Source organism: Bacillus sp. 01N45 (assembly GCF_056399205.1).
The window spans coordinates 1-22,256 of record NZ_JBFTQW010000018.1 but is presented as its reverse complement, the minus strand read 5'-3'; the positions used below and the strand labels follow the sequence as shown (position 1 = coordinate 22,256).

Below are 22,256 nucleotides of genomic sequence, written 5' to 3'. Positions count from 1 at the left end.
ACTGAAGAGATAATTTAAATTATTCTATACAAAGGATGATGAGGATGAACCTAGAGGATATACAAAAATCCTATGGCCTAATTGTAAGTTTAGGAGGATTGTGCCAAGTTACTAACCAAATCAAAAGGCACCATTTAAGAACATTTTCTGGACCTTTAGATTGGTTTTATTATCCATCACTTTCAGATGTAAACAGATTACTTCAAAATCGATTTGAAAAATTTATGAAGTTGGAAAATATGGTCATAGAAGGTTCAGAAAGTTACGGTCTTATTGAATCAGAATTTGATAATCAAACTAAATGGGCAGAACGAATTACCCACTGTATAAAGGACACTTATTATAATTGTTTTTCAATGCATGACTTTCCTATTAACTCAGATGAGGATTGGAAAGTAATCTATCCTTCTTTTAAAGCTAAATTAGACACTAAAATTAATCGATTCCTTGAAAAAATAACTAGTAGTGAATCAATTTTATTCATTAGAATTTGGGGAAATCGAGATGAAGCAGTTGAATTAGAAAACGTATTATCCAAAATTACAAATAAAGATTTTAATATTCTTATCGTTAATTTTAAGGAGGGTCTATCTAATATTGTTGAACAAAATTGGGGCATACCGAGGGTTTGTTCAATTGAACTCCCACGTTATCAGGATAGATGGGAAGGTGATGATTCCGATTGGGATTATATTTTAAATAAAATAGCATTAACTTATTAATTTTCTTTTTACTTTTCACATAATTTTGTCTGTAGATTAAAATAGGCGTAGAGAAATAAAATTCCCCTCTAATTGATACACACTTAATTCATTATCCGTTCATATAATAATTCATAAGTCCTTCTTTATAGGATCAATAGTTCTTTACAAAATTAATTTCATGACTAGAGCACCTTTATGCGGTGCTCTTTTTTAGATTTCTAGAATGTAAAATGTAATATTTGTTCACTTTTCCTTTAAATAGTTAATTTCTTTGAAATCATTTATACAATCAGTTTATTCTGCTACGTAATATGTTCATGACTACTTACTTCCACACTTTATCTTATTTTTAGTATAATTTTGTCTTCTTAGATTTTTCATTATAAGATTCTTCAATTCCCCTGATTTCCCTCCCCCTCTTTTATCTTACAAACAAGCAATGTCTTTCATTAGTATTAAATATAACTAAAGCATTAATTTTTAAAATAACCTAATTTACATACAATTGATGATAAACTACAGTGCGTATTCTCCACATTTAATCAGCATTTGAATTATAAATCTAACATATTTTTTTAGTTGATTGTCATTATGGTACAACCGTGTATACATTTATCAAACAAGCTACATAGTTTAAATTAGTAAAATATATAGAGAGGAAGGAAATAGATCTATGAAAGTCATAATTTTGTGTGGCGGAAAAGGGCTTCGGATGCAAGGAATTTTAGAGGACATTCCCAAACCATTAGTTCGAGTTCAAGGAAAGCCTCTCCTCTTGCATATAATGAATTGGTATAGAAAATATGGACATTCTGATTTCATTTTGCCCTTAGGATATAAAGGTGAGAAAATTAAAGAATATTTTATGGATTTTAGCTGGAAAGAGAATGACTTTAGTTTGAATTTTAAAACCAGTCAATATACGCTACTTCAGGAATTAGAAAATTGGAATATACACTTTATAGATACAGGAATTGATACAATGACCGGGGCAAGGCTAAAAAAACTTGAACCCTTTGTACAGGGTGAAACCTTTTTATTAACTTATGGCGATGGATTAGCCAATATAGATATTGATCAACTAATAGCATTCCATAAAGAAAAAGGAAAAATTGCTACATTAACTGGAATTAAAAAGAATAGTCAATATGGCCTATTGGCGGTTGAAAATGGAATTGCTATTGATTTTAAAGAAAAACCCTTACTTGATGAAGTAATTAACGGCGGGTTTTTTGTATTTAACAAAGAAATATTCAATTATTTAGGTAATAGTGATGATTGTGTTCTAGAAGAAGCTCCTCTCCGAAATTTAATAAAAGATAATGAGCTGGCAGTCTATGAACACAATGATTTTTGGGCTAGTGTCGATACACCTAAAGATTTAAAAACCGTAGATGAAAGTTGGAATCCTAATAAATTTTAGTGGAGAGGACTGAATAAACATTGAGCTTTAATGATAAAAAAATAGGTTTACCTCGATTATATATCCCCTCTAATGAGAAAATAATTAACCCGCTTTCAACAGAAATTAAGACTTCAAATCTCTCCCCTAAAAATACTCAAAAACTAATTAACCCTCAATTCTATAATCAACAACATGATCTAAATAATCATTTCTGTGTCATTGTAGGTAGTGAATATGTCTTGAAAATCATTGCCTTACAGCAATCATTAATGCAGTACTCAGAAAAATTTACATTGTGGATTTGTTGTATAGATCCTTTTGCATATTCATTATTAAAAGAAATGAATCTAATTAACGTAAACCTTTTACAAGTTGAAGAATTAGAAGATAGTGAACTAAAAGCAATTAAGAGAAAAAGAAAAGTAAATGAATATTGTTGGACTTTAAAATCTGTCTTGATAGAATATTTATTGGTAAATTACCATTTACCATCTATTCTATATTGTGATGGTGATTTATGCTTTTTCTCTGATCCTAATATTATTTTTGAGGAATGGGGTGAACATTCTATTTTCCTTACTCCCCAAAGAGATCGTGATTGGGTAGAAAAAATGTACGGCAAATATCAGGCTGGTCTAATTGGATTTAAGAATGATCTCTATGGACTAAAGAGTGTAAGTTGGTGGAAAAATAAATGTATAGATTGGTGTAGTGCCGAACCTGAGGAGGGAAAGTTTGGCGATCAAAAGTATTTAGATTATATCCCTATCTATTTTCCAAAAGTAAAAATTTCCAATAACTTAGGTATAAATGCTGCGCCTTGGAACTGTATATATAATAACGATTACAAAATTGACAAGAGTAACAATGATGTATTTATTGAAAATGATAAACTAGTTGTTTACCATTTTGCATGTATTACTATCTTTACTGAAAATGATTTTGATCTATGGTCTTTGGGAGCAATTTCAATACCAAACAATATATTAAACCATATTTACACTCCTTATTTAGAGAGAATCCAATTTGTTTTAAAGCAATTAAAAGAAAAATTTAATAAAAATACGAAACAATTTTTAAGTAAAAAAGATATAAATGAAGCTCAAACCTTATATAAAGATTCACAATTAAGAAGAAAAATGAATCAATCCAACCATTTTATGAACTTTTCTATGATTATAAGTAAAGAACGATTAATTCAAGGATTGACCTCTTATTATTCCTTAGAAAATCTCAACACTAAATTTACTGTATGGATCTGTTGTATGGATGATTTAACTTATCAAATATTGGAGAATTTAAAATTAAAGCACGCCATACTCATTCCGGTAAAAGATCTTGAAAATCATGAACTCCTCAGTATAAAAAATGAGAGAAATTTACAAGAATATTGTTGGACATTAAAAGCACCTCTTTGTCTACATGTCCTTAGTCTTTATCCCGAGGTTGATCACATTATACATTGTGATGCTGATATGTATTTCTTTACAGCACCTAATATCATTCTTGATGAATGGTGGAAATACTCTATATTCCTATGCCCCCAAAGAAGTTCTACTGAAATTGAAAGCATACACGGTATATACCAAGCTGGTTTAGTTGGCTTTAAAAACGATCAAAATAGTAAAGAAATTTTAACATGGTGGAAAGATAAATGCCTAGAATATTGCAAAAATCATTATGATGTTGAAATGAATAGGTGGGGTGACCAAAAATATTTAAATCACATTCCTAACATTTTTTCTAATATAAAAATCATGACTCATAAAGGTATTGATGCAGCACCTTGGAATGTAATTCTAAATAGCAGTTCTATATCAAAAACAGATAATAAAGTTCTTATTGATCAAGATGAATTAATTGCTTTTCATTTTGGAAGTATGCAGATTATTAATCCAAATGAGTTCGACTTGTGGAAACATGAAACTTTAGAATTACCTCCAACGATTTTAGATCATATATATATTCCTTATATTGAACAATTGAACAAGACATGTCATATCCTTCATAACACTTTTCAAAAATCCCCATCCCCTTTATTTGCTGGCCAAATTGATACAAATACAATAAAAAATTATTTTAAATACTCCTCCCCTCATCACAATTAAGACTGATATTCTCCTTATGTTAAAATAAGTGAATTTATTCCATTAACTAAAAATACATCTTAATAAAGGATAGATTATCACTATGATTACTTCATTTAAAAATAAAACTTTTCTTATTACTGGTGGATATGGTTTTATTGGTTCTCACTTGGTACGAAGACTTTTAAATTTACAAGCAAAAATTGTTCTTTTTATAAGAACATCATCCAATTCTTGGAGACTAAAGGATATTCTAAAAAATATTGAAACCTATGAAATAGATATACGAGACAAAAAACAAGTACAAGATGTAATAAAGAAAGTTAACCCGGATTATATCTTTCACCTGGCAGCCTATGGTGTAAATTCTGCCCATATAGACTACATGCACGCTATAGAAACAAATATTATAGGGACATGTAACATAATTCAGGCAGCAAAATTAGTAAATTGTAAAAAAATTATTCATATGGGTAGTAGTTCTGAATACGGCAATAAAATGGAACCTATTCATGAAAATATGCTACTAACTCCTGTGGATATCTATGGAAGTACCAAAGCTGCTGCTACTATATTAGCCCATCAAATGGCAAGCGAAAACAATATTAATCTTATAACACTAAGACCTTTTGGCATATTCGGAGAGGCTGAGGAGCCACATAAAATATTCAGCTATATTATCTTGCAAGTGTTGCAAAATAAAGATGTAAATTTAACTTTATGCAATCAATTAAGAGATTATTGTTATATAGAAAATATAATAGATGCCTGTATCCTAGCAGTAGAAAATACCACTGTACAAAATGATATCTTTAATATTGGGAGTGGTACCATTCATCCCTTAAAACATTATGTAGAATTATTATTCAAACATTTGAACACCAATTCCAGACCAAATTACGGTGCAATTTCCTCTAGAACAAATGAAAGATGGGTTCCTGAAGCAGATGTTCACAAAATTAAAGAATCTCTTTCTTGGGAACCTAGAATTAATATTGAAGAAGGAATTATTAAAACTATTGATTGGTATAAAAACAATACACATTTATATCTAATCCCCTGAAAATATTGTACTAAAGGAGGTGGATTAATTGTTAAACAAAAACTTTAATAACGCTTTTTACGGAAAGAAAATTTTAATTACAGGACATACTGGTTTTAAAGGTTCTTGGTTATCCCTATGGTTGAAGGAATTAGGTGCCACTGTAATTGGATATTCATTGGATCCTAAAAATAAAAACGACAACTTTAATGTTACCAATCTTCAAAATGATATAATAGACATTCGCGGTGACATAAGAGATTTTAGTAAACTAAATAAAGTTTTTACAGATTATAACCCTGAAATTGTATTCCATTTAGCTGCACAACCGCTAGTTAAGTATTCATATGAATATCCTAGAGAAACATACGAGGTAAACGTTCTAGGAACTATGAATGTACTAGAGGCAATTCGATTACATGAATCCGCTAAAATAGGAATTATGGTGACAAGTGACAAGTGCTATGAAAATAAAGAATGGCCTTGGGGTTATCGTGAAATTGATCCTATGGGCGGTCATGACATATATAGTTCAAGTAAAGGATGCTGTGAGCTTTTAATTTCTTCCTATCGAAATTCTTATTTATCAGAAGAAAAATTTTCTCACCACAAGAAAATAATTGCAAGCGTTCGAGCTGGTAATGTAATTGGTGGTGGTGATTGGTCAATAGATAGGATTATTCCTGATTGTATACGAGCATTAGAATCGAATAAAAAGATTATTATTAGAAATCCTACTGCTATTAGACCCTGGCAACATGTATTAGAACCCTTAAGCGGTTATTTACTCCTCACAGAAAAAATTATTAATAATGATATTATTTTTTCAGGTGCATGGAATTTCGGACCATCCCTAGACAATATTGTTCCAGTAGAAAAATTAGTGACGAGTTTACTAGATATTTGGGGTTGCGGGGATTGGACAACAGAAAATATGGGTCCAATGAATTTCCATGAAGCAAATTTACTAAACCTTGACGTTAGTAAAGCAAAATTCAAGCTTAATTGGCAACCGAGGTGGTCCCTACAACAGACTTTAGAAAATACAATAGAATGGTATAAACATTATAATTCTTACACCAGTACAGAGATGTTAAATTTATGTGTTAACCAAATCAAACAATATTCCGCACTTTAAACTATCCCCCTTACTCATACTCACTGCTTGTTTCTTAAGGAGGGAGTCTTCTTAGCTAAAGAGACATTAACTTTTATAGTCTAAATTGTGAACCTATTATACCTAGAATCCTGTGACTGCCCATTAACAAAGATTTTATTTCTTCGGTTATTTCAAATTACTCATAGACATTATACTTAAGAACCAAGGAATCACATATTGTGCTAGTGATTCCTTGGTTCAGAGAGAATAATGTCTTACTTTAACGACAATACAGTATATGAACTTATCCATTTATTTGTTCTAGTTATGAAAAAAACTTTTTCCTATCAAAAAAGCTTATTTCAAAGAAAAACTTCCTATCTTCTTCAACTTATCCTATTAGAAAAGCAAACAAGGTGAAAATCTCGATAATTAAACTAAGCTTTAACAATTTTATAATTATATCTTTCTGGTATATACTCCCCCAAAGTTCTTACTTATATATCGAGTCTCTCATTTACTTTCACCAATGGGGATAATTTCATGAACTATTTATTCTACAGACAACTAACTTTTAGAATCATCTTTTTAGAACGTTTAAAGGAAATTTTCCCTTTTATGCGCCTTTTCCACTACCTTTCTTTAATTTGTCTTAATCACAGCGAGAACAAATCCTTAAAATAGTACATCTTCAGCATAAATTCACATAATTTTCAAACACAAAAATTCTAAATGCTAAAACTCGTTATATAATGAAAGCAAGCCATAAGTAAGATAGTTTCCCTGTTACGAGTAATGAGATAGTCTGTTTCACATTTTTACATTATCTAAAAAAACTTGTAGGAATTCCTACAAGTTTTTTCTTTCTTTATTCTCTTCTTATTTACATACGCAAAGTTTATACATTTGTGTTAAATTCTAAGTACATTCGACATAAATTGATTGTTTTTTATGAATTTTATTGAAAAACATTGTAAAATACCTCCATTTTTTCTTTTATTTTGCTATGATAGTTACAATTATATAGGATTAAGATATTTCTATAGGATGGGGGCGTATATAGTGAGTGTTTCAGTAAAGGGAAATGAGCAATTAACCTCTCTATTGAACGACTGGTATCGATCTATGCTATCTCAACAAGTGATAAAAGCTACTAATCTAAAAAAGAAAATTGATGAAAAAATTAATAAGTTAAGCATTGAGCCAAATCAAGAACGTCAGGATCAAAATTTGTTACTTTATTACTCACTACTTGAATTTCGTTACACGGTCTTAACAGATAGCCTCGGTATTCAACAAAATAGTTTTGATGCTATTAGTGATTATGATATGCCTACAGACCATTTTCTACGCTTCTATTATCACTTTTTTAAATCCATTCATTCCACTTTTATATCAAGTTTTACTGAGGCAGAGGAACATTATAAACTGGCAGAAAAGATATTAGTAAACATTCCAGATGAAATTGAACACGCTGAATTCTACTATAGAATTGCTACTTTTTATCACCATACCTATAACATGCTCGCTTCTATCGAATACGCAAATAAATCAAGGGCAATCTTTTCGAAGTATGAAGGTTATGAAGTAAAAACAGCCTTTTGTAATAATTTGCTAGGTGGTTGCTGTATCTATTTAAAGCAGTACGAACAAGCAGAAGAATATCTACATTGTGCAATTGAATTACTACAGAATAATAAGGAAGAAGATTCCTTGTTATACGTAAAAAGTACTATGGGGTGGCTGTATTCTGATCAAAGTATGTCTACGTTAGCTATTCGTCACCTTTCAGAAGTAACAGAAAAAATCCCTACACACTTCAAGGCTATCTTCCTACAAGCTAAGGAACATTATAAATTAGGAGAACAATCAGCAGCTAGCAAACTCATTGATAAGGGATTACAGATTTGCAGAGGAATTCATAACGAAGAATACACACACCACTTCTCTATTTTAAAAAGATTAAATGAAAATATTCCACTGGAAGAATTAGAAAAAATCATTCAAGAAGGAATCTTATACTTTGAGGAAGAAGAATTATGGGAATATGTTGTCGAATACGCCGAATTATTTGCCACAAAATGTAGACAATTAGAGAACCACCAAAAGGTAAGTGACTATTTCCATATTTGTTACCAAGCAAGACGAAAATCAATCGAAAAAGGAGTGCTGAAATAATGAAAAAAATCAGCCTATTATTATCGGGTATTGCTTTTATTGGGGTTCTAACGGTGGGAATTTCTCAATTTTCTAAAGCGGATCAGTTTGCTACTCATGGACATTACCCCGCTCCCACATATAGTGTTGGCGATCATGGTGGTGCACCACAACAAACTTAATGTAAGTATATGTAAAGCCCCTCCATTCGGAGGGGCTTTACATATAAAAATTTATCTCTCACGTATCACCCTGTACACGCTTAAGGAAGGTGAATCTTTTAGGAAAATCTGTTAAACAATAATGGAAATACGCTAACTATTATAACTACCGACTCTTCATATGCAATATTACATGCGAATAGTTCTAAATATTTTGTTATACTATTCATGTGGATTTTTCATCCAAAAATCCTCTTAAACGCATATTTATGTATATGCCACCCTAATTGATGAAAGTGAGAAGAATGTTTATCATTTTTCTCACTTTTTTATATTTAAATCTTAATAATTCACACATGTGAATAATACTATAAAAATAAACTTAAAAAAAGTATCTAACTTCCAAATTTAATCTTTGGAATCATTTATTTTCTAAAAAAATTCCCACATCTTTATCAACTCATTTTAGAATATTTAAACAATAATTTTATATACATTACTTGCATAAATTATTCATTTTCTTTTATATAAGACCTACTTTTTTACTTCTGATAAATTATTAAACATTGGATTATTATACACAATCCCCAAAAAGATGAGGTATTTTGTAGAATTTTGTCTATCAATATGTATGTACACCCTTTTGTAGTGGATATAGACTGTGAGGTGTAAGGAGATACCTTACAAAATAATGAAAAGGAGATTGTAAAATGAGTAGATTAACAAAATTCTCAAAGTTAGCATTTGCAACATTAATTGTGGGAAGTGGTTTAAGCGTCTTTGTGTCGTCACACAGTGTACAGGCTGACACCTTAGATCATAATTACCAAGACACTGTAAGATTCATACCACCTTCTAGTGCTAGGCAAACATTGGAACAAAAAAACACTATTGTTCCAGAATCAAAAGTTATTAAAAACCATTATGTAAAGTACTCTAAAGCACATTTCCAAACTAAAGAAAGTATACCAAAAGAGATTTATTATTCTTCAGAAGGCTTTAAGGGCTATATACAAGCAAGTACCGTTTGGGATATGGGAGATCATTTCGCAACACTATATTCCGGAACCGTTATTCGATGTTAGACTTTTAATCCCTTCTCTCCCAATGCTTATAATAATCAATAGCTCACTGCCAATACTGTAATATCTATTGTTCAAAAAATAAACCACAAAATCTTTCGATTTCATGGTTTATCAAATATAAAGATAATGCTAAACGAATACTCTAACATTGCCTTCCCCAAAGTTAATTATAGAGTATTTCCCCAAAAAAGACACTCTTGTAGTGTCTTTTTTATAATATTTTAGTTTACTCTCATCTTACTTTTGTTAAACTCGGATATGTAATAATGCATATTATTTTGATTACATATTATGATATACTCTCATTGTGAGCTGATACATAATTTCTTTAGATTGGAAAACTAAAACCTCATTTACCCAATTTGGGGGCGCCTTATGGCGTCTTTTTTTATGTTCTTGAAGAAAAAACAGGATCGTAATATCATTGTTCAAAAAAATTGTATACTTTAATAAGAATTACGCCTACTAATCCTTATTTTTGCGGCTAATTATTTGTTTCAACATAATAATTTTCCATCTCGTATATGCAATAGATAATGATAGCTAAACTCCAACTGACACCATAGTAATCATGTGTGTAGAAGTCATAACCTGCCTTAATACCTTTTTCTATTACAACCAACGTAAATCCTAATGCCATCCATTTGTTAATTTTCATCTTAATAAACGTTTTAGCTATAAGTATTAAAAATAAAATATTTATAAGGCAGTTTATCATTAGCTCATACTTTTGAATGTATAATGCCATTATACAAGCAGTGATATTAGTCGCAATACCAAAGGCAACCACGGCTCCCCAAATCCTGTCCGAAATTCCCACTCCTGATTCAGTCCCTTCCCTAATAACATTACATTCTTTTCCTTAATTCGTTCCTACACCCTATTCAAGGTATGCTGTATTATCCTTGTCTGATGAATATCTATTTATCTTTTCATATAGTGCAAACAAAATTTCTACTCATAATTTTTTCTTTATTAGGCACACTAGGTTTAAGCCGTTTGAACTAGCGGCTTCACTCTTCTGGTAATGGGGTAGCAATATATAGTAATTGACTAACTCATTCAGTCCATTGGCACTGGCAGACGACAAAATTGTTGTCTGCCATTTTCATGTATACTTTTTCTAATTTCATTCCAAACCATATGTTTACCGTACTGATTTTGAAAAGAATGAAATTTAATTTTTAAATAAGTAAAAAGATATGGCTCAGTCCACTTTTGGTATAGGACTTTTTCTTTTTACATATACTATTTTTGAGCCTTTTTACCAATACGTGTTCTATCGGTGTCTTGAATTCCTCCTAAAAGGGGCGGCAGATACGACTGCATGCCCTTTTTATTTATACTGCTTTTCTATACCAATAAATAAATTGAAAACTAAAAATGCACTATTACATATTCTTTTCAGTCCATATTATGTTAAAATTTCTTAAGTTGTTTATTTCATAGTCGAATTATGATTTCGTATCTAATTCAGCAATATGTAAGCTGTATACCAAAAGAAAAGACACCCGAAAGGTGTCTTTTCTTCTTTTAATAAAGAAACATTTTTCTTTTTCAGGAAGATTCAATTATCTCACTAGCCTAAACCTTTTATTTAAAGACCGTTTGATCACAGTGCTCAAAAACTTTCATCTAAATCAAAAGGTAAACAGTTCACTTCCAAATCATATCTCCACCAATATAATTTCTTAAAGATTTTCTGTCTTGTTCTTAATTTTGTCAAAATCCTCATATAGCTACACAAAATATATATGCTATTATGTTTTTAAGAAACTATGCGTTCCCTTAACCCTGTATCCGACCCTGTATTTTTTTACAGGGTCTTTGTTTATTTTATTTACTTTCATTAGCTTATAAGAGTTAATACACACCCCATTTCAATTAAAATCGTTTAAATGTTAGTTAGAATTTGAAATGATAAATCTATTAGCTTTTTTGACAATTATAATCTAATACTAGATTTCTAAATGTATACTACACGAAACATCAATTAACACTATAAACATAGTGTTAACTATATTAATTGAATATTAGTAATAGTAAGTATAAACATTATCAATTTACTATATCTTACATTTATGTAAAAATAGATGTATGTTAAGCTTTTTCAAAATCTTTCCCCTAATAAAGATTTGAAGTAGCATTTCATGATTCTCCTTACTGTTAATATGCCTTGAAAAAGAACCCAATAGGGTTCTTTTTCTTCTCATTATATCCTCCGTAATTACTTATTTAACATACAAAAAGGACTGACAATTACTTGCAGTCAGTCCTTTTTACACCTTAATATACACTTGTATTAAGTACTTAACTCTTTATTTAGCATGCATATGAACTAAACCAGTCATTATTATTTATATATAAAACACTTCAAAATTTAGAAATACACAATAACAAATCTTTCCCAACTTCCAGCTACATAACTATTAGCAGTTAATTCTCTACCACTATTTGCTGATATAAATCTACCATTACTTAACGCTTGTAATACATATATCCTATTGTCTCCACCATTATATAAAATAAATTTTTCCCATGCCCCAATTGATGTACGATCTGCTACTACTCTACCATTTGGCTCAAACGAAACGTACTTGCCATTACTTTTCGCTTTTAAAGCATACGTATATAATTCCCCAGTCGGAATTAATTCGAATTTCTCCCATTCATTAACTGCATTACGATTTGCTACTACATTGCCCGATGGCTCAGCAGACACATATTGTAAATTTGCAGCTTGTATAGCAACAGTCCAGCTTCCATTAAATAGATTCACACCTTTTAGTGAACTTGCATTTGATTGGTTGGCTGCCAATGCATCATTCGATGGGGTTATCATCATTATCATTAGAACCATTGGTAACACCATTAAAACTAACTTTTTAAAGATATTATTACCATTTGCATGAGCTATGAACCACTTCATTCTCATTCCTCCCTTATTATATAGCACTCATATACATCATACCAAATATGTAAAATATTGTAATACAATAGAGTCTTTATCAACAAATACCTTATTATTCTGTTTCTTTTTTCTCAAATCTATAGCACCTAAACATCACTCAGTCCTCAAACATATTTTTAAAATTAATTTCACTTTATATTAAATAAATGCCAAATAGTCGTTCATAATGAACGACTATTAAGCATCAAACTAAAAATTTGAATGTTTTTCATGTTAATCTATTTTGTTTAATCCCGTTGAAGTAACTTGATAGATTCTTTTTTTGCCTATATATTCTTGTTTATTATTCTCAAGGTTAGTAAGTTTAGCCCGTGTCTTTTCATTTACTGCTTCCCCTTCTATATGGGTAAACTCGATATAATCTCCCACTTTGACCGGCACAGTTTGGCTTTCAGCAGTTTGCTGTCTATTTCCCACTATTTCCTTATTGTACACAACACTACCGGATGAATTCTGTACTTTGATACTCGCATACGTATTATTAAAATAAGAATGTGGTACGCCTGCTTCTAAATTCACCTGCATTTTCTCTGTTACCCTATTATAATTTACTTTTGCAATTTCTCTATCACTATATCCTTTTAAAGACCAACTAAATTGATTTCCATCTAAAACCGTTGTTTCTGGCATTTTTTCTACTTTCTTCAGACCTTCTTTTGTAACTTCGTACATTGCTTTTTTTCCAAAGCTTTCTTGTTTACTATTATCTACATTTGTTAAAGTAGCTCTATGCACACCTTCTTGATGTGTTAACTCAATATAATCTCCTACTTTAACTGGAACTTTTTGCGATTCAGCATTTTGTTGTTTGTTTCCATAAATGTTTTTATTGTATACTACTTTGCCTGATGCATTTTGTACTTTAATACTCGCATATGTTTCATTAAAATAATGATGCGGTACGCCTGCTTTTAAGTCCACTTGCATTTCTTCTGTCGACTTATTGAAATTGATTTTAGCAAACTCAAAATCACTTATTCCTTTTAGTGACCATGCAAATTGATTTCCTTCTAAAATACTAGAAGAGTTCGGTATATCTGAATTAAAATCTAAGTTATCTAATATAGATTTTAGATCAGGCAAAACACCTATTCTATCATTCCACGGATCTTGAGATTTTGTTCCTGTATTTGGATTACTTAAGATATTTCTTAATTCGGCTGGTGTGTAAGGAGAACCTCGATGTTCTTTAGCAATACCTTGAATCGAAGTTGCTGCTCCAGCAATAATTGGTGAAGCACTTGATGTTCCACTAAATGTTGATGTATATAAATTTGTAGTATTTTGACTTGGATTTGCTGATGTTGTATCAACATTTTCTCCCCATCCATATACATCTAATCGACTTCCATAATTTGAAAACCATAAACGTTTATGTGGAACAGTTGATGATCCCGCCCCAACCATAATAGCACCTGAATCCTTGAAGTCTGGACTATTTCGATTTAAGATCTTTTTTCCATTACGATCTTTAAAATTATCTAAGTCGTTTGAACCATTTGCGCCAGCTTCTATAATAATAATCCCTTTATCTGCACCAACACGAATTGCATCAAAAATATCTGGATGTACTTCTACAGGTAAATATTTATCCCCATACCCATCATACGCAGCTTGTGCCTCTAATAAAAGAATATCTCCCGCTTGTAAATTATGTACAGCACTTAAAATAGCATCCGCCGTATTATAAATTCCATTATCCCTGATCTGGGATATTACTTTTACATTTGCTTTTGGTGCAATTCCAATATTTCCAATTTGATTATCTTCAGATGAAACAATTCCTAATACAGAAGTACCATGAGCTCTATGCTGGCTTATATTTTGTCCCGACATAAGCTTAATATTTTTATTGACTAAATCCTCATGATTCAATAACCATCCATATTCCATATCCACAAAAGTTGTATCCTTCCCATCACCACCTTTAATGCTCCAAGCATGCGAGGCATTAATTCCCTTTGGTGCCGCTTCAAGATATCCTTGATTTTTAAATCTAGGATCATCGTACGGATTAACAGATAAATTTGGTAACTGTATTTCAGGGGGTGTCAAAATTTGTTTTTCTTGTATATAAGCCTCCTCTACGAGAGGAGATGTTTCAAATTTTTTCAGTAATAATTCTATTTCTATGTTATTAGGAGCTTGTACAATATAATAATTTAATAAATTATTAGCTGATTCATTAACAACTGATTTAGATTGTACTGATAACTTTTCAATCTCTATCGGATTTACAGATGAGAACAGACGATTCAAAGTAAGTTCTGTATTTTCGGAAAATAACTTCTTTAAATTGTTATCATAATCCCCATTTTTTATTCGTTTCTCAATACCATCTTCATAAGGTAAGTCAATTTGATTTTTAAACTTTACAACTAATCTTTCTTCCTGTGAATCTCTTTCTTTGTATGTGACATTATAAGATTCAGCGTAAACTTTATTATGAATACTATCATTTTGTAGAATTAGATCTGTTCCTACAAATGTGGTCATTGCAATTGATGAAATTAGAAACCCTTTGAATATGTTCATACTATACCCGCCAATCTATAATCTCTTGAGAATTTTTTAATGCGTATAATGGTTAAGATTTTTATATAATATATAAATCTATAATTTAACTTTTGTAGTGAAATCTATGACTTTATTAATAATCCCATAGAGGTAACCTGATATATTCTTTTCTTTCCCATATACTCCTGTTTACTATTCTCAAGATTAGTAAGTGTGGCGCGTGTCTTTTCCTTTTGTGCTTCTCCCTCTATATGAGTAAACTCAATACAATCTCCTACTTTGACTGAAACGGTTTGGCTCTCAGCATCTTGTTGTCTATTTCCTATAATTTCTTTATTGTACAAAATATTACCGGATAAATTCTGGACTTTAATGCTTGCATACGTATTAGTAAAATAAGAATGGGGTATACCCGCTTCTAATTTAAGCTGCATTTTTTCTGTTGCTTTGTTATATTCTATTTTCGCGATTTCTCGATCATTATATCCCTTTAATGACCAAGCGAATTGATTTCCATCTAAAACCGTTGTTTCTGGCATTTTCTCTACTTTCTTCAAGCCTTCTTTTGTAACTTGATATCTTGCTGTTTTTCCAATGGTTTCATTTTTGTTATTTTCAAGGTTAATTAAAGTTGCTCGCGTTTTTTCCTTTGTTGCTTCTCCTTCTATATGGGTAAATTCAATGTAATCCCCTACCTTAACGGGCACAGTTTGGCTTTCAGCATTTTGTTGTTTATTTCCCACGATTTCCTTATTGTACAGAACGTTACCAGAAGAATTCTGGACCTTAATACTCGCATACGTACTAGCAAAATAGGAATGTGGTACACCTGCTTCTAGTTTTACCTTCATCTCTTCTACCGTTTTATCATAATCTACTTTTGCAATTTCTCTATCACTATATCCTTTTAATGACCATGCAAACTTGTTTCCTTCTAAAATTGTTGCTTCTGGCATTTTTTCTACTTTCTTCAGGCCTTCCTTTGTAACTTCGTATATGGCTTTTTTTCCAAAGCTCTCTTGTTTACTATTATCTACATTTGTAAAAGTAGCTCTATGTACACCTTCTAGATGTGTTAACTCTATATAATCGCCTACTTTGACTGGAACTTTTTGCGATTCAGCATTTTGCTGTTTGTTTCCATAAATCTCTTTGTTATAGACCACTTTACCTGATGTGTTTTGCACTTTAATACTTGCATATGTACTATCAAAGTAGTCATGTGGTACACCTGCTTTTAGATCAATTTTCATTTCTTCTGTTGATTTATTTAAATTTACTTTCGCAAATTCAAAATCTCCAATCCCTTTCAGCGACCATGCAAATTCATTACCTTCAAAAATGTTTGGAGATTCATTTTTGATTTGTACCTTTTTCTCAACAGTTTGATCAAATATATCCGTTAATACAATTTTTGCATAAGCATTTGTTGGTAATGATATAGATTGACTGATTCCATTTTGATAAGATTTAATATCATTAATTACGTTAATAGGTTGGCCCGTCATATTTTCATTGTTATAAATTTCAATTTTCCCCTTAAATTGTGGTGTACTATTTTCTTTTAGTTTCCAAGATACATTTAATTTTTCATTTTCATAATATATAGATTGGATATCAAAATCTAGTTTTCCTATTTCAGGTTGAGTAGGTTGATTTAGCGTGAATATTTTTCCTGACCCAATAGTAGACTGCGTATTACCTCCTGCTTTGACCCATACATATTCTGAAGTAGATCCTCCATCATATTGATAAGTATTATCATGCGTTCCAGAAATACTTTGATTATTCCAAGAACTCCATTGTTTATCAACTAATTTTCGGCTATAACCATTTTTTAGGCGCGCTTCTCGAACGTTCTGTCCACTATCAGCCCAGTCTTCTTGAAACATTCCTAATCCATGATTAAATGCAACATTAGCAACCGGAAAGTCCATAATTGCAATTTGATGCCATTTATTCTTTGTTACATCTTTCATCCATTGTCCAAATTTAGTATGACCATTTTCTTGCCATGAACGCATTGTCATTGTGTACCAATTGTAGTCTTTCCAACCATAAGTTGTTTGAACCTTCATTCCTGTTCCTTCTCCTCCAAAGGGTCCAGCTTGCGAATTCGGAGATAAGTATTCGGCCTTTATTGCTTCTTTAGAGGAAATTGGATCCCATAAGGCAAAATGTAAAGTACGTTTTCCATTTTCATCAAACCCACTTTGTTGTTGAAAACCAGCATATCCTCCAGCTTCACCACCTGCATTCCAGTTGTGTACAGCCCAGTACGTATAAGGTGGTGTCTGAACTGGTGACCAGTCTATACTAATAATATCTGAGGCAGGTATATTTTTGGGACTCACATAAACTGCTGGAGCAGCTGAATGTGTTGCAGCTTTAGTGTGCAAAATAGACGTTCCAAACATAGAAAACATGCTACATGCTGCGGTCATTATAATAACTTTATTAAATCTTTTCTTCGTTTTCTGACTAATCACTAATCTACATCCTTTTCTAATTTTTATCGTTTTCCGACAGAAGACTCCTTCCTCAAAAATGTGAAGGTGTGAAACACCAATTTTAGGTGGGAGATGAATGTCGGTTGGCATAAGCCAAGATGTTTGCTATCATTTACTTGTACAGATTGCTCTTCGAAAACTGAAGATATGAGGTTGGTTGCAGAAAAACGTTGCAACCGTAAAATCTTCAACGTTCTATCGCCCCATGCTTGCCGAAGTTGCGAAAACCAAGCTAAAGTAGGGAGTATGGTGCGTTAACGTACAAGATACTTATGTTCTCACCGTAGGGACTACGGGTAGAGCCTGCTAAGATAACCGGTGGATACACCGGTGTTCGCAGGAATCTCCCACTTCAAAAAGTCCGTAAGGGCGTTAAGTGGTGAGTAGTTCAATATTGAATAATAACTTAGTAGAGAAATCTATCAAAATTCAAGCAACATCCAGTAAATCTTTAAAATACTGCCCCAATTTTATGTTGTTCTATCTTCACATCTGATTCTTACATGTTATTTTATTGTAAGTGGTTTCCATAAAGATAACGCAAATATCCAATTCGGGTCACCATTTCCTTGATGATTTTGAACCGCTTCATACACTGTCCCTTGATGTTCTACTTTATCGCCCTTTGTATATGCCTTCTTTGGATCCCATTTTTCATAAGATACATTTTGATCTTTGGTTTTTACCGGAAGAATTTCACTTTGAATAGATGTATTTCCAGCTGCATCTACAGCCTTCACTGCATATTTATATTCCTTATTAGCTGTTAAGTTTTGATCAATAAATGTCGTTCCTTGTACAGTTTGAATCAATTGTCCATCACGTAATACCTGATATTCTTTTACACCTATATTATCTGTAGAAGGATTCCATTTTAGCTCTACACTGTTAGAAGTAAGGTTGCTTGCATATAATCCTTGTGGCTGTGTGGGAGCTTCTGTATCTGGTTTCGGATTAACAATTTGATTTACTTTTTTCAGGCCATCCTTTGTAACTTCATACATTACTTTTTTATCAAGGCTTTCACGTTTATTATTATCTAAATTTATTAATGTTGCCCTCTCTCCACCTTCTAAATGTGTAAGCTCAATAAAATCGCCGGTCTTTACTGAAACTTTTTGTGTTCCAGCATTTTGCTGTTTATTCCCATAAAACTCCTTGTTATATACTACTTTACCTGATGTGTTTTGCACTTTAATACTTGCATATGTACTATCAAAGTAGTTATGTGGTACACCTGCTTTTAGATCAATTTGCATTTCTTCTGTTGATTTATTTAAATTTACTTTTGCGAATTCAAAATCTCCAATCCCTTTCAGCGACCATGCAAACTGGTTTCCTTCTAAAATATTATTTACATTAGGCATATCTGGTTTAATCGGATTAGAATCCGTCCCCTTCCAAATCTCTGCTGTTAAAATCGGATATCCTAATGCAGCCACTTTTTGAATGGTATCATTATTTGGACGTAATCCCCACTTCTCAAAGAAAGGCATCAAATTTTGTTTGGCTACTTTTGATGCTGAGATCATAAATAATTGTTTTTTATTTTCATCAGTTTGTGGAAGTTCATTAGAAGGCATATCTCTATACAATTGATGCAATTTAGGATAGAAGTCTTCTCCATATGCTAACTGTAGTTGCCAGAGCATAACAAGCTTAACAAAAACATCACTAACTTCGTCATAATTTTTATTAGGTTGTTCTAAGTATTGAAATGCCTTAGTATAAGCGCCCTCTTGTTGCAATCTAAAAGGTTGATTAGATGTAAATGCTTTTTCTACAGAAAGGCTGTAAATATTATTTTGTACTTCTGTCATATTATAAAACTTCCATGGTGATTGCTGTCTCAAATGCCCTGCCTCATGCCAAGGACCCCAACCATCTTTTATAAATTTATTAATATCTAACACGTATTGAATTGCATCTCCTACATATGCAGTTCGATAAGAAGTCGCATACATATAATAATCTGGTGAATGATTTTCTTCTACGTAATGAATATAATGCTTGTCTGCTTGTTCTTCGGATAATCCAGCTACTTTGTCTTGAATTCGGGTAGCTTCATCCATCTTTTTTAAGAGTTGTACAGGATCTGTATTAGAACCTAGCAAATATTTCTTAACACGTGCAGGGCTGGCCGTAATTAATACACGTTCTCCTTTTAGCTCCACTGCATGTGCATTTGGGTATTGGTTCAGCATGTCTATTAAATCTTGTTTTGTATGCTTGCCTAGTTCAAAGAGAGGAGTAGTCGTTCCACCAGTTGTGACTGTTGTTCGAATGGTACCACCTTGTTGTTTATTGTAAAAATAAATCATTCCTCCATTTGGAGATTGGATTGTGTTTATACCTGGTTTTAATGTAAATGATTTTATTTTAGAATCTTCTCTCCAAGAAGCATCATACGAATACGTTCCAATGTATGCTTGAATATTTTGATTTCCTTCTACATTAATCGTTATTTGTTCATTTGGCTTTGCATATAAACCAGTCGGTTCATATGGACTAAATGCCATACTTTTTCTTTCCTGTTGTTTCAGTACCTCTACATCCCCTTTTCCTGGGACTGTATATGTCCTGTTTTCTGATTTAACTGACTTTTCCTCTTGAAGTGATGTCGATATTTTATTTTGCTGCTGCGTTTCCTCTGCAATGATATCTGTTGTAGAAATCATTCCAGTTGCAAGCATAGTTACTGTAGCGGTGGCTGCAAGTATTTTTCTAGTTTTATGTTTTGAATTATTCCCCATATTAACTCCCTCATTTTTCCTTAATGCACTTAAGGATTTTTGTTTTTTATGTTTTTACACCCCAAGCTATTCATGCTATCTATGTTGTATCTTTTAATCTATTTTTTCTCATAATAATCTCCTTTTCTTTATTTATCATTGTATACAAATACTATTTGATGACACATTAAATAACAACTTTACGATAAACTCATCAATAACAAACTATTATGTTTTGATTCAACACCCATAACTTCCATCTAATTGTATAAATGTATTCATTTGGCGAAATAAGTAAATAAATTTCAACATTTAAAGCTTATAATCTAGCGAAAAATTCATAAAAGTTTTTTAACTTCAATGGTTTAAATAATTGCAACCACATTTATTTAAACTTCCTTAACTTTTTTTAAACTATTCTCTAAGAATCTTATTGTTTATCATTTTAGCCAAGAAGACTCCTTCCTCAAGGAACGCGAAGTGAGTAGGTGGGAGATGAATTGGCTTCGAACAAGGGATGGCAGGAAGCCATCTTAATTGTTCGACATACAGAAGGTGTTACTTTACTATCTGTCGAATATATGTTCTGTATAATAGTTATATACCGAAATGGAGGTGAATGAAATGATGATCAATAAAGCCTATAAGTTTCGTATCTATCCAAATCAAGCACAAGCAATTCTAATTAATAAAACGATAGGTTGTTCTCGCTTCGTATTTAATCATTTCCTATCCCTATGGGATCACGCATATAAAGAAACTGGAAAAGGTTTAACATATGGTACATGCTCTGCCAAACTTCCTGCCATGAAGAAAGAGTTTGTTTGGCTCAAAGAAGTGGATAGTATTGCGATTCAGTCGTCTGTTCGCAACCTTGCGGATGCGTATACACGATTTTTCAAAAAACAAAATAGTGCCCCGCGTTTCAAATCCAAGAAGAATAACGTACAATCTTATATCACAAAACAAACAAATGAAAACATTGCCGTTGTAGGAAACAAAATAAAATTGCCAAAACTAGGTCTTGTTCGATTTGCCAAAAGTCGTGAAATAACGGGACGTATTGTAAATGCTACAGTTAGACGGAACCCTTCTGGYAGATATTTTGTGTCACTATTAGTTGAAACAGAAGTACAAGAACTTCCGAAAACACATTCTTACATTGGGATAGATGTAGGACTAAAAGATTTCGCYATTTTGTCAGATGGAACMCCCTATGAAAATCCGAAGTTTTTCCGATCATTAGAAGATAAGTTGGCGAAAGYACAGCGTGTTCTTTCTAGAAGAATGAAAGGATCTTCTCGTTGGAATAAACAACGRGTAAAAGTAGCTAGAATTCATGAATAYATATCAAATGCTAGAAAAGATTACTTAGACAAAATCTCAACTRAAATCATCAAAARCCACGATGTTATCGGTATAGAGGATTTGCAAGTATCGAATATGTTAAAAAATCGTAAGTTAGCAAAAGCAATTAGTGAAGTATCTTGGTCACAGTTTCGAACCATGTTGGAATATAAAGCAAAATGGTATGGCAAACAAGTCATTGTCGTATCGAAAACATTTGCTTCCAGCCAATTATGTTCTTGTTGTGGATATCAAAACAAAGACGTTAAAAAYCTAAACCTACGTAAATGGGACTGTCCTTCTTGTCGTACACACCATGATAGGGATATTAACGCAAGTATCAATATAAAGAATGAAGCAATAAGGCTTCTAACCGCAAGGACTGCGGGGTTAGCCTAATCAATTAGAGTTCGATAGAACTCTTTACTTAGGAATCCCC

General features: G+C 31.9%; 15 protein-coding genes. 10 read left to right on the top strand and 5 right to left on the bottom strand.

Annotation, left to right across the window (positions count from 1 at the left end; translation table 11 throughout):
* Positions 1 to 44 precede the first annotated feature (44 nt).
* The 8 genes from AC1DMU_RS27170 to AC1DMU_RS27135 all read left to right on the top strand — a co-directional run bounded on the left by AC1DMU_RS27170 (position 45) and on the right by AC1DMU_RS27135 (position 9,740).
* Positions 45 to 722 (top strand): papain-like cysteine peptidase, encoded by a 678-nt coding sequence (locus tag AC1DMU_RS27170; protein WP_340438645.1) that lies wholly within the window; start codon positions 45 to 47, stop codon positions 720 to 722.
* A 655-nt stretch (positions 723 to 1,377) separates the two neighbouring features.
* Positions 1,378 to 2,127, top strand: coding sequence for a sugar phosphate nucleotidyltransferase (locus AC1DMU_RS27165; protein WP_098649382.1), 750 nt, complete (start codon positions 1,378 to 1,380; stop codon positions 2,125 to 2,127).
* 20 nt (positions 2,128 to 2,147) lie between these two features.
* Positions 2,148 to 4,217: a glycosyl transferase gene (locus AC1DMU_RS27160; RefSeq protein WP_476941645.1), complete on the top strand. Its 2,070-nt coding sequence runs from the start codon at positions 2,148 to 2,150 to the stop codon at positions 4,215 to 4,217.
* Between the two features lie 82 nt (positions 4,218 to 4,299).
* Positions 4,300 to 5,259 carry an NAD-dependent epimerase/dehydratase family protein gene (locus tag AC1DMU_RS27155; RefSeq protein WP_340438641.1) on the top strand — a complete coding sequence of 320 codons (960 nt, stop codon included), beginning with the start codon at positions 4,300 to 4,302 and terminating at the stop codon, positions 5,257 to 5,259.
* A gap of 28 nt (positions 5,260 to 5,287) precedes the next feature.
* Positions 5,288 to 6,376 (top strand): CDP-glucose 4,6-dehydratase, encoded by a 1,089-nt coding sequence (rfbG, locus tag AC1DMU_RS27150; RefSeq protein ID WP_088065109.1) that lies wholly within the window; start codon positions 5,288 to 5,290, stop codon positions 6,374 to 6,376.
* A 1,023-nt stretch (positions 6,377 to 7,399) separates the two neighbouring features.
* A complete protein-coding gene (locus tag AC1DMU_RS27145) occupies positions 7,400 to 8,515 on the top strand; it encodes a response regulator aspartate phosphatase (protein ID WP_215559211.1) in 1,116 nt (371 codons plus the stop codon).
* Complete coding sequence (locus tag AC1DMU_RS27140) at positions 8,515 to 8,676, top strand: hypothetical protein (protein WP_088065107.1); 162 nt, start codon at positions 8,515 to 8,517, stop codon at positions 8,674 to 8,676. The genes AC1DMU_RS27145 and AC1DMU_RS27140 overlap by 1 nt, the downstream gene beginning before the upstream one ends.
* Before the next feature lie 689 nt (positions 8,677 to 9,365).
* Complete coding sequence (locus tag AC1DMU_RS27135) at positions 9,366 to 9,740, top strand: hypothetical protein (protein ID WP_088065106.1); 375 nt, start codon at positions 9,366 to 9,368, stop codon at positions 9,738 to 9,740.
* Positions 9,741 to 10,224: 484 nt separating this feature from the next.
* Here AC1DMU_RS27135 and AC1DMU_RS27130 read toward each other — a convergent pair whose 3' ends face one another.
* From AC1DMU_RS27130 to AC1DMU_RS27110, 5 genes are all read right to left on the bottom strand, one after another.
* Positions 10,225 to 10,560: a hypothetical protein gene (locus tag AC1DMU_RS27130; protein ID WP_340438639.1), complete on the bottom strand. Its 336-nt coding sequence runs from the start codon at positions 10,558 to 10,560 to the stop codon at positions 10,225 to 10,227.
* A 1,560-nt stretch (positions 10,561 to 12,120) separates the two neighbouring features.
* A complete protein-coding gene (locus tag AC1DMU_RS27125; protein WP_088123170.1) occupies positions 12,121 to 12,669 on the bottom strand; it encodes a fascin domain-containing protein in 549 nt (182 codons plus the stop codon).
* 255 nt (positions 12,670 to 12,924) lie between these two features.
* Positions 12,925 to 15,246: a putative mucin/carbohydrate-binding domain-containing protein gene (locus AC1DMU_RS27120; RefSeq protein WP_372471154.1), complete on the bottom strand. Its 2,322-nt coding sequence runs from the start codon at positions 15,244 to 15,246 to the stop codon at positions 12,925 to 12,927.
* A gap of 104 nt (positions 15,247 to 15,350) precedes the next feature.
* Positions 15,351 to 17,717, bottom strand: coding sequence for a putative mucin/carbohydrate-binding domain-containing protein (locus tag AC1DMU_RS27115; protein ID WP_215559207.1), 2,367 nt, complete (start codon positions 17,715 to 17,717; stop codon positions 15,351 to 15,353).
* A 527-nt stretch (positions 17,718 to 18,244) separates the two neighbouring features.
* Positions 18,245 to 20,491 carry a M60 family metallopeptidase gene (locus AC1DMU_RS27110; protein ID WP_372471156.1) on the bottom strand — a complete coding sequence of 749 codons (2,247 nt, stop codon included), beginning with the start codon at positions 20,489 to 20,491 and terminating at the stop codon, positions 18,245 to 18,247.
* 479 nt (positions 20,492 to 20,970) lie between these two features.
* Between AC1DMU_RS27110 and AC1DMU_RS27105 the strand changes: the two genes are divergently transcribed.
* Together AC1DMU_RS27105 and tnpB are read left to right on the top strand one after the other, a co-directional pair.
* Complete coding sequence (locus tag AC1DMU_RS27105) at positions 20,971 to 21,093, top strand: hypothetical protein (RefSeq protein ID WP_372471158.1); 123 nt, start codon at positions 20,971 to 20,973, stop codon at positions 21,091 to 21,093.
* 1 nt (position 21,094) lies between these two features.
* Complete coding sequence (gene tnpB, locus AC1DMU_RS27100; protein WP_476941644.1) at positions 21,095 to 22,216, top strand: IS200/IS605 family element RNA-guided endonuclease TnpB; 1,122 nt, start codon at positions 21,095 to 21,097, stop codon at positions 22,214 to 22,216.
* Positions 22,217 to 22,256: the final 40 nt, after the last annotated feature.